Origin of the sequence: Streptomyces sp. NPDC007856 (genome assembly GCF_042868225.1) — a bacterium.
Taxonomy (GTDB): domain Bacteria; phylum Actinomycetota; class Actinomycetes; order Streptomycetales; family Streptomycetaceae; genus Streptomyces.
This window is the reverse complement of sequence record NZ_JBIAEC010000023.1, coordinates 78,207-87,531: the sequence shown is the minus strand read 5'-3', so window position 1 is coordinate 87,531 and position 9,325 is coordinate 78,207. Positions and strand designations below refer to the sequence as shown.

The following is a 9,325-nucleotide window of genomic DNA, read 5'->3' as shown; positions in this document are numbered from 1 at the left end:
GCCCGGCCAACCCTCTCCCGTATGTTGCACCCGCCCGGGGCCCCCCGGGGGGGGGGGGGGGCCGTGGGGGGGGGGGGGGGGGGGGCGGGGCGCCCCCCCCCCGGCGGGGGGCCGCCCCCGCCGCGGGGGGGGCCCGGCCCTTGGGTTTCGGTGCCGGAGAGTTCCGGGCGTCGGGTGCGTCAGATCACGAGGACCTGCGGGGGCGCGATCGCTTGGGCAGGCCCACGGCCTCGACCTCGAAGTTGTCCTTGGTGCAGTCCAGGCGGTGGAAGAGGTTGTCCGGTCCTGTCACGCACACCCTGGACACACCGAAGTCCTTCAACGCGGCCACGACGGCGGGCCAGTTGATGGGCCGGTCGAAGGTGTCCAGCATCATGGTGCGCAGCTCGTCCGCCGAGTTGATCACCGTGCCGTCCTGGTCGGTCACCACGGGCAGCTTCGGATCGGCGAACGCGTAGCGGGAGAAGACCTCCTCCTCGGCCCGGCGGCGCAGGGCGGCGAAGGCCGGGGCGTGCACCGGCGGGCGCATGCTGTACATCGAGTAGCCGCCCGCCTTGCTGATCCGCTCCTTCAACTCCTCCAGTTCGGTCTCCCGCAGCGAGAGCATCGTGAAGCCGCGGTCGAGGTGGCCGGAGAACTCGTACCACACACCGCGCTCGTCGAAGTCGGCGAGGATCTCGGCGAGGCGCTCCTCGGGGGTGCGCACGAAGGAATGGGTGACCACGTCGGTGTACTCCCGGCCGAAGAAGTCCTCCTCGAGCCGGGCGAGCTCCGCCGTGAGCCGGACCACCTCCGCGAACGGCAGCGAGCCGACGTAGGTCGCCGCCGCCTTCTGCCCGAAGCTCGGGCCCACGCAGATGTCCGGTACGACACCGAGGGTCTCCTCGGCGCGGTCGGCCATGGCCATGGAGTTGACCAGAAAGGCCACCTGGCTGAATTCGGAGTAGTCGTCCGTCTGTTCCCTGAAGTTGTCGAAGACCGAGGTGCCCAGAGCCTGGTCGGCCTCGGCGAGACGGGCCCGTGCGAAGGGGTCCAGGAGCAGGAACTTCCCCACTTCGGCGAACTTGGAAGGTCCCATTCCGGGAAACACGATCGCGGTGCGGGACGCCGTGGATGTCGTCGTCATGGTCGTGTGAACGCCCTTTGCTGCTCGGGGGTGGTGCTGAATTCCGTCGATTCCCACCGGGTGCACGGGCCTAGTCCTGCGCGCGGCGGTGGAAACCGCGGATTCCGATGAATCCGTAGACCAGGGATCCCGCGGCGATGGCGCCTATGCAGATGGGCAGCGGAATCGAGTGCGGTCCGCCGGACGGCAGCAGCAGGCCGCGCATCGCCTCGCTGACGTAGGTCAGCGGGTTGAGGGTGCACAGGATCTGGAACCAGCGGATGTGGGACAGGCTCGCCCAGGGGAACTGGGTGGCGCCGGTGAACATGATCGGCGTGAGCGTCATGGCGAAGACGATGCTGATGTGCCGCGCCGGGGCCAGCGTGCCCAGGGTCAGGCCCACCGTGCCGCCGACCAGACCGCCCAGCGACAGGATGCCCAGGGTGGCCGGCAGGGTGTGCAGCGGCCAGGAGACGTGGTCGAGGAGGAGCAGGCCGATCGGGATCATGACCAGCGAGCCGATCAGCCCGCGTATGGCACCGAACAGCACCTTCTCGATCGCGACCAGCACCACGGGGATCGGCGCCAGCAGCCGGTCCTCGATCTCCTTGGTGTAGGAGAAGTCGATGGCCAGCGGCAGGGCGGTGTTCTGCAGGCTCACCAGGAAGCTGTTGAGCGCGACGACGCCCGGCAGCAGCACCTGTTCGAACCCCGGCGTGGTGTAGCCGAGGTTGCCGAGCACCTTGCCGAAGACGAAGAGGATGAAGAAGGGCTCCACGAGGACCTGGCCGAGGAACGGCGCGATCTCACGGCCGGTGACGAAGATGTCCCGCCACAGGATGAACCAGAAGGTCCGCCAGCGGGTGGCCCGGCGCCGGTGCCGGCCGCCGCGGGCGGTCGGCTGTGCCTGGGGCTCGGCGGTGGCCGTCGGGTCGTCCGCCTCGGGGGCGGTGTCCTCGGTGGGCGCGGACGTGGCGGGGGTGGTCATCGCAGCTCCCTGCCGGTCAGCTCGACGAAGACGTCTTCGAGGGTGGAGTTGCCGACGCTCATGTCCTTGACCTCGCAGCCGGCTTCGGCGAGGGCGCGGATCACGGTCGGGAGGATCGTCGAGGAAGCGGCGTCGCTGTAGACCTTCAGCCGTACGTCCTTCGGACGGAAGTCGAGGTCGAGTTCGTCGTCCCCGTCCTGGTGCAGAACCTCGACGCCCGCCACGGACTCGATCCGCTTCAGACGCGCCAGGACCTCCTCGACCCCGTTCGGCGGCGGTGCCACCGTGACGGAGACCGAGGTGTTGCTGAGCGTCTTCATCAGGGCCTGCGGGGTGTCGAGGGCGAGGAGCTTGCCGTGGTCGACGATGCCCACCCGGTCGCACAGCTTCTCGGCCTCGTCCATGTTGTGGGTGGTGATGACCACGGTGACGCCCCGGCCGCTGAGTTCGGCCACCCGGTCGTGCACGAACAGCTGCGACTGGGGGTCCAGGCCGGTGGCGGGCTCGTCGAGGAACAGCACCCGTGGCCGGTGCATCAGCGCCCGGGCGATCATGACGCGCTGGGCCTGGCCGCCGGACACCTCGTCGGCGCGCGCCTGGCCGTGGTCGGTCAGTCCGACGAACTCCAGGCTCTCGTCCGCCAGTCGGTTGCGTTCGGAGCGGGGGAGCCCGTGGTATCCGGCGTGGAAGACGAGGTTCTGCCGGATGGTCAGTGAGCGGTCGAGGTTGTTGCGTTGTGGTACGACGGCGAACGACTGGCGGGCCAGCGCGGGCTTGGCCACCACGTCGACACCCATCACGAAGGCGCGCCCCGCGGTGGGGGCCACCCGGGTGGTGAGAATGCCGATCGTGGTGGTCTTCCCCGCTCCGTTCGGACCGAGGAAGCCGAAGACTTCCCCGTGGTTCACGCTGAAGCTGAGGTCTTCGACGGCGAATTGTTCTCGGTCGGGATATTTTTTGACCAGTCCGTCGACGAGGACGGCGGAATCCGCGGCACGTGTTGTATTCATGAAACCTGTGAATCAAGCTGGACGCGACACCGCCGCACCGGCGTTCTGCCGCGAGGGTCGCGTGCGGCCTGGCTGCGCGATGTGTGCGCCGACGGAAAGGAACGTGACAAAGGTGCCCGCCATGTGTAGCACGGTTTCTTTTCCCGTGGCCCGCACGGGCCCCAAGTCAGGGGTGAGTGTGGGGGGTTAGGGGTGCGTAGGGGGAAAAGGCGGGTATGGCAATACCCGAATAACCCGTAGCATCGCCGTGTGATCGCCTCGAAGGATTCTTCGCACATATCAGCGCGGTCGCCGGCCGGATTCGGGTGGCTGCTGGTGGGCGCGGGCGGCACGCTGGGACGCGCGGTGCGGGCGCTGCTGGAGACGGCTGGCGCCGAGACGGTGGCGCTGGGACACGGTGACCTGGACATCACGGACCGGCGCGCCGTCTCGGAAGCCGTCGCCGCACATCGTCCGCACACGGTCGTCAACTGCGCCGCGTGGACTGACGTCGACGCCGCGGAGCGCGACGAGAGCGCCGCCGCCCTGGTCAATGTCACGGGCCCGCGCCACCTCGCCCGGGCCTGCGCCGGCTCCGCTGCCCGGCTGCTGCACGTCTCCACCGACTACGTGTTCGGCGGCGACCCCGAGCACCGGGGCACGCCGTACGCGGAGGACGCGCCACCGCAGCCCCTTACCGCCTACGGGCGTACCAAGCTGGCGGGTGAGCGCGCCGTGCTGGCGGAGCTTCCGCAGGCCACCGTCGTGCGCACCTCCTGGCTGTACGGGCCGGCCGCCGACGGGGACACCCCGCCCGGGGGTCTCCCGATCACCGGCTTCGTGGGCACCATGGCCCGGTTCGCGGCCGAGCCGGACCGGACCGTCGACGTGGTCGACGACCAGCACGGACAGCCCAGTTGGGCGCCCGACGTCGCCGAAGCCCTGGTCGCCCTCGGCTCGCTGCCCCGGGACCGGACGTGCGGTGTCTTCCACGCCACCGGCGCCGGGCGGACCACCTGGTACGAACTGGCGCAGGAGGTCTTCCGGCTGCTGGGCGCCGACCCGCTGCGGGTACGGCCGATCGGCAGCGACCAACTGGTGTGCCCCGCACGACGGCCGGCCTGGAGCGTGCTCGGCCACGACCGCTGGGCCGAGGCCGGCCTGCCCGCCCCGCGCCCCTGGCGGGCGGCGCTCCACGAGGCGATCACACAGAGCGGGTCACCGGCACAGCACGCGCGTGCCGCGGCGACGGAGGTCGGCTGAACCATGGAACCCCTGTCCATCGAAGGCGCCTGGCGGTACCGCCCGCGCCAGTTCGGAGACCCGCGCGGCACCTTCCTCGAGTGGTTCCGCGGCGACCTGTTTCGCGAGGCCACCGGCCGCGACCTCGACCCGGCCCAGGCCAACTGCTCCGTCTCGCGCCGCGGCGTGCTGCGCGGGGTGCACTACGCCGACGTCCCGCCCGGCCAGGCCAAGTACGTCACCTGCGTACGCGGCGCGGTGCGCGACGTGGTGGTGGACCTGCGCACCGGCTCACCCACCTTCGGACAGTGGGAGGCCGTCGAACTCGACGACCGCGACCGCGACGCCGTGTTCCTCACCGAGGGCCTCGGCCACGCGTTCCAGGCGCTCACCGACGACGCCACCGTCGTCTACCTGTGCTCCACCGGCTACCAGCCGAGCCGCGAGCACGGCGTCCACCCGCTCGACGCGGACCTCGGGATCCAGTGGCCGGACATCCCACCGGTGCTCTCCGAGAAGGACGCCGCCGCACCCGGGCTCGCCCAGCTGGAGGCCGCCGGCCTACTGCCCTCGTACGAGGAGTGCCGACGCCACCTGCGCTCCCTCCCGCCGCGTCCCGCGGCGCCCACAACCGTCCTGGAGGCCTGAGTGAAGGCGCTCGTCCTGGCCGGGGGGTCCGGCACCCGCCTGCGGCCCCTGACCCACACCTCGGCGAAACAACTCGTCCCGGTCGCCAACAAACCGATCCTCTTCTACGTGCTGGAGGGCATCGCGGAGGCCGGCATCACGGACGTCGGCATCATCGTCGGCGACACCGCGCAGGAAATCCGCGGCGCGGTCGGCGACGGCACGACCTTCGGCATCCGCGTCACCTACATCCCGCAGGACCGCCCGCTGGGCCTGGCGCACGCCGTGCGCACCGCACGCGACTGGCTCGGCGACGACGACTTCGTGATGTACCTGGGGGACAACTTCCTGGTCGGCGGTATCCGCGCGCAACTGGCCGACTTCCGGCGGGCGGGGCCCGACGCGCAGATCATGCTCACCCGGGTCGCTGACCCGTCGGCCTTCGGCGTGGCCGAACTGGACGACGCCGGCCGCGTCATCCGGCTCGAGGAGAAACCGCGGTTCCCCAAGGGAGACCTGGCCCTGGTCGGGGTGTACTTCTTCACCCCCGCCATCCACGACGCGGTCGCCGCGATCCGGCCCTCCGCGCGCGGCGAACTGGAGATCACCGACGCCATCCAGTGGCTCATCGACCACGGCACCGACGTCCGCTCCTCGGTGGTCACCGGCTACTGGAAGGACACCGGCAACGCGGCCGACATGCTGGAGGTCAACCGCTCGGTCCTGGACCGGCTGGACCCGCGTTGCGACGGCACGGTCGACGAGGCCAGCGAGCTCGTCGGCAGGGTGGTCGTGGAAGCCGGCGCCACAGTTGCGCGGTCCCGGATCGTGGGACCGGCGATCATCGGACGGGGCAGCCGCGTCGAGGACTCCTACATCGGCCCGTTCACCTCGGTCGCCGACCACTGCACCATCGCGGACAGCGAGATCGAGTACTCCATCGTCCTGACCGGCGCCGGCATCGACGGCGTACGCCGCATCGAGGCGTCCATGATCGGACGGCACGTCCAGGTCACCCCCGCGCCGCGCGTCCCCCAAGCCCACCGCCTGATCCTCGGCGACCACAGCAAAGTGCAGATCCGTTCATGAGACTTCTGATCACCGGCGCCGCCGGTTTCATCGGCTCCCACCTGGTCCGTACGATCCTCGGGGCCGGCAGACCGCTCGGTGACGACGTGCATGTCACCGCCCTCGACAAACTCACCTACGCGGGCCGCCGGGAGAACCTCGCACCGGTGGCGGACGAACCCGGTTTCGCGTTCGTCCACGGTGACATCACCGACGCGGAGCTGGTGAACCGGGTGATGCCGGAACACGACGCCGTCGTCCACCTGGCCGCCGAGTCGCACGTCGACCGCTCCATCGCGGCGGCCGGGGACTTCGTGACCACCAACGTGCTGGGCACCTCGGTGCTGCTGGAGGCCGCACTGCGGCACGGCGTCGGACCGTTCGTGCACGTGTCGACCGACGAGGTCTACGGCTCGGTGCCCACCGGCGCCTCCCGCGAGGACGATCCCCTGCGGCCCAGCTCCCCCTACGCCGCGTCCAAGGCGTCCAGCGACCTGCTGGCCCTCGCCCACCACCGTACCCACGGCCTCGACGTGCGGGTGACCCGCTGCTCCAACAACTACGGCCCCTACCAGTACCCGGAGAAGGTGATCCCGCTCTTCGTCTCCCGCCTGCTCGGCGGCGGCACGGTCCCGCTGTACGGCGACGGCGAGAACGTGCGCGACTGGCTGCACGTCGACGACCACTGCCGTGCCCTCCTCACGGTGCTCACCCGCGGCACCCCGGGAGCGGTCTACAACATCGGCGGCGGCACACAACTGACGAACCGTCAGCTAACGGAGATCCTGCTGAAGGCGTGCGGTGCGGACTGGGACCGCGTCGAGCCGGTCACCGACCGCAAGGGACACGACCGCCGCTACTGCGTCGACTGGTCGAGGATCCGTGACGACCTCGGCTACCGGCCGATGGTCGACTTCGCCCTCGGGATCACCGAGACGGTCGAGTGGTACCGCAACAACCACAAGGTGTGGACCCCGCTCAGGCAGGGGCTGCCGACTCCATGACCCATTCCATGACCCACGAGAAAACACCCGACGACATCGGGCTCATCAGGATTCTGCAACCGGAGACCCCGAGCAGTTTCCGACTCATCTGCTTTCCGGGCCACACGCGTGCCACCGGGCGCTACCTCGGACTGGCGGAACTGCTGCTGCCCACCGTCGAGGTGCTGCTGATCCAGTACCCCGGCGACTCGGGCGACCTCGGCGACCACAGGCCCGAACCCGTCTGCGACTCCGAGGAAATGGCCTCCAGGATATTCGAGACACTCGCCGGCTTCACCGGCTCCCGGCTCGCGTTCCTCGGGCACCGCGCGGGTGCCCGGCTCGCCTACCGGGTGGCCGAACGGCTGGAGCGGGAGACCGCCGCACTGCTGCAGACCCTGTTCGTCTCCGGCAGCAACGCGCCGTGCGTGCACGCACCGCTCGGCCCCCCGACGCTCCGCTGCCGCATCGTGGCACTGGCCGCCGACCGCGATCCCCGCCTCACCCCGGCGGGGGTCCGCGCCTGGCGGCGCTGCACCAGCGGCCGCTTCGACCTGGAGACGCTCTCCGGGGCCCGCGGCTGCCTGGAATCGCACAAACGCGAGGTCGTCAACATCGTGCACGACCAACTCATGTCCCTCTCGCCCTTCGACCCGCCGGAACCGCCGGGACCCGGGGGAGAGCTGCGGCTGCTCGACCCGACCCACCACCCGCGCAACGCAAGGACCATGGACGCCGAGTAGGACAGGGAGCCTACGATGACAGCGAAAATATTCGGTGCCGACTCGGTGCAGACCCTCGACGCTTTCGAGCAGGACGCGCTGCGTGTCGCCAGCGTGATCCGGGACCGCGGCGTCGGCCCCGGAGACCGGGTCATGCTGAAGGCGGGGAACTCCACCGCCTACCTGTCGGTGCTGTTCGCCCTGATGCACGTCGGCGCCTCCATCGTGCTGGTCGACCAGCAGGAGCGCGCCGAGGAAACCCGCCGCATCGCCCTGCGGACCGGTACGAAGGTCGTCTTCGTGGACGACGACGCGCCCGTCGACCGCGAGGCCGATCCGGTGCATCTCTACGAGTTGCTGGTGCCCTCCGCCGGCCTCACCGGCATGGAGGACCGACTCGACTTCGACACCTGGGGCCGCCTGCCCGACGGACTCATCATGTGGACGTCCGGCTCCACCGGCTCCCCCAAGGGCGTCGTCAAGAACGGCGCGAAGTTCCTGCGCAACCTGGAACGCAACGCCGCACAGGTGGGCCACCGCCCCGACGACGTACTGCTGCCGCTGCTGCCCTTCGCGCACCAGTACGGACTGTCGATGGTCCTGATCGCCTGGCTGACCCGCTGCTCACTGGTGATCGCCCCCTACCGGCGGCTCGACCACGCGCTGCGGATGGCCGGGCAGACCGGTACCACCGTCATCGACGCCACGCCGTCGAGCTACCGCAGCATGCTCAACCTGGTCACCCGCAAGCCGGCGCTGCGCACCCACCTGGAGTCGGTGCGGATGTTCTGCGTCGGCGCCGCCCCGCTGGACGCTCCGCTGGTGGCGCGCTACCAGGCCGAGTTCGGCCTGCCGCTGCTGGACAGCTACGGAAGCACCGAACTCGGCAACATCGCCTTCGCCACCCTGGACAACCCGGTCGCCTGCGGCCGGGCCATGGACGGCATCGAGGTGAGGATCGTCGACGAAACGGGGCTCCCGCTGGCCGCGGGCGAGCCGGGGGAGATCGAGGTCGACACCCCCGACGGCCTGGAGGGCCATCTGGACGAGGACGGAACCGTTGCCCGCGTGCCGTCCGGCTGGCAGGCGACCGGCGACCTCGGCTACCTCGACGAGCACCGCAACCTGTTCGTCCTGGGCCGCAAGCTCGCCGTGCACCGCAACGGCTACACCCTCTATCCCGAGATGATCGAACGGAAGGCGGAAGCCGCCGACTGCCCGGTGCGGATCGTTCCGCTGCCGGACGAGCGGCGCGGTACCCAGCTGGTGTTCTTCGTGGAGGACGAGGAGGGGCGGGACGCCGCACACTGGCGCGAGGTGCTGACGGGCCTGCTGCCCGCCTTCGAGCAGCCCAACCGCGTCCTGGTTCTCGACAGCTTCCCGCTCAACCGCAACGGCAAGCCCGACAAGCACCGCCTGGCCGAGCTCGCCCAGCAGTAGGGCAACGTCCCGGCCAGCGGTGCGCCGGCAGCGGATGAGAGCGCCGGTGAGGCCGGCGAGTGCGAGGACGTCTTCGCCGCCGGAGAGCGCGAGGGCGTCCTCGCCGTCGGCGTCCCGCAGTGCGGTGAGACGCGGACGCGCCGCCGGCCGTGAGGCCGGCG

9 protein-coding genes are annotated in these 9,325 nt (G+C 70.5%); 6 read left to right on the top strand and 3 right to left on the bottom strand.

Annotation, left to right across the window (positions count from 1 at the left end; genetic code table 11):
• Nucleotides 1–184 precede the first annotated feature (184 nt).
• The 3 genes from ACFYOH_RS38245 to ACFYOH_RS38235 all read right to left on the bottom strand — a co-directional run bounded on the left by ACFYOH_RS38245 (nt 185) and on the right by ACFYOH_RS38235 (nt 3,103).
• Nucleotides 185–1,126, bottom strand: coding sequence for an ACP S-malonyltransferase (locus ACFYOH_RS38245; RefSeq protein ID WP_388635484.1), 942 nt, complete (start codon nt 1,124–1,126; stop codon nt 185–187).
• A 70-nt stretch (nt 1,127–1,196) separates the two neighbouring features.
• Nucleotides 1,197–2,093 (bottom strand): ABC transporter permease, encoded by an 897-nt coding sequence (locus ACFYOH_RS38240; protein WP_388635482.1) that lies wholly within the window; start codon nt 2,091–2,093, stop codon nt 1,197–1,199.
• Nucleotides 2,090–3,103 (bottom strand): ABC transporter ATP-binding protein, encoded by a 1,014-nt coding sequence (locus ACFYOH_RS38235; RefSeq protein WP_388635480.1) that lies wholly within the window; start codon nt 3,101–3,103, stop codon nt 2,090–2,092. Before ACFYOH_RS38235 ends, ACFYOH_RS38240 begins: the two co-directional genes overlap by 4 nt.
• A gap of 249 nt (nt 3,104–3,352) precedes the next feature.
• Between ACFYOH_RS38235 and rfbD the strand changes: the two genes are divergently transcribed.
• From rfbD to ACFYOH_RS38205, 6 genes are read left to right on the top strand one after another with little or no spacing between them, the layout of a single operon-like run.
• Complete coding sequence (gene rfbD, locus ACFYOH_RS38230; protein ID WP_388635478.1) at nt 3,353–4,345, top strand: dTDP-4-dehydrorhamnose reductase; 993 nt, start codon at nt 3,353–3,355, stop codon at nt 4,343–4,345.
• 3 nt (nt 4,346–4,348) lie between these two features.
• On the top strand, nt 4,349–4,972 hold the full coding sequence (locus ACFYOH_RS38225) for a dTDP-4-dehydrorhamnose 3,5-epimerase family protein (RefSeq protein ID WP_388635476.1): 624 nt from the start codon (nt 4,349–4,351) through the stop codon (nt 4,970–4,972).
• Nucleotides 4,973–6,040, top strand: coding sequence for a glucose-1-phosphate thymidylyltransferase (locus tag ACFYOH_RS38220; RefSeq protein ID WP_388635474.1), 1,068 nt, complete (start codon nt 4,973–4,975; stop codon nt 6,038–6,040).
• Nucleotides 6,037–7,023, top strand: a complete 987-nt coding sequence (gene rfbB / locus ACFYOH_RS38215; RefSeq protein WP_388635472.1) for a dTDP-glucose 4,6-dehydratase — start codon at nt 6,037–6,039, stop codon at nt 7,021–7,023. The genes ACFYOH_RS38220 and rfbB overlap by 4 nt, the downstream gene beginning before the upstream one ends.
• Nucleotides 7,024–7,031: 8 nt before the next feature.
• Complete coding sequence (locus tag ACFYOH_RS38210) at nt 7,032–7,745, top strand: thioesterase II family protein (RefSeq protein WP_388635470.1); 714 nt, start codon at nt 7,032–7,034, stop codon at nt 7,743–7,745.
• 15 nt (nt 7,746–7,760) lie between these two features.
• Entirely contained in the window at nt 7,761–9,164 is a 1,404-nt protein-coding gene (locus tag ACFYOH_RS38205; protein WP_388635468.1) for a class I adenylate-forming enzyme family protein, read from the top strand.
• The last annotated feature ends 161 nt before the right edge of the window (nt 9,165–9,325 follow it).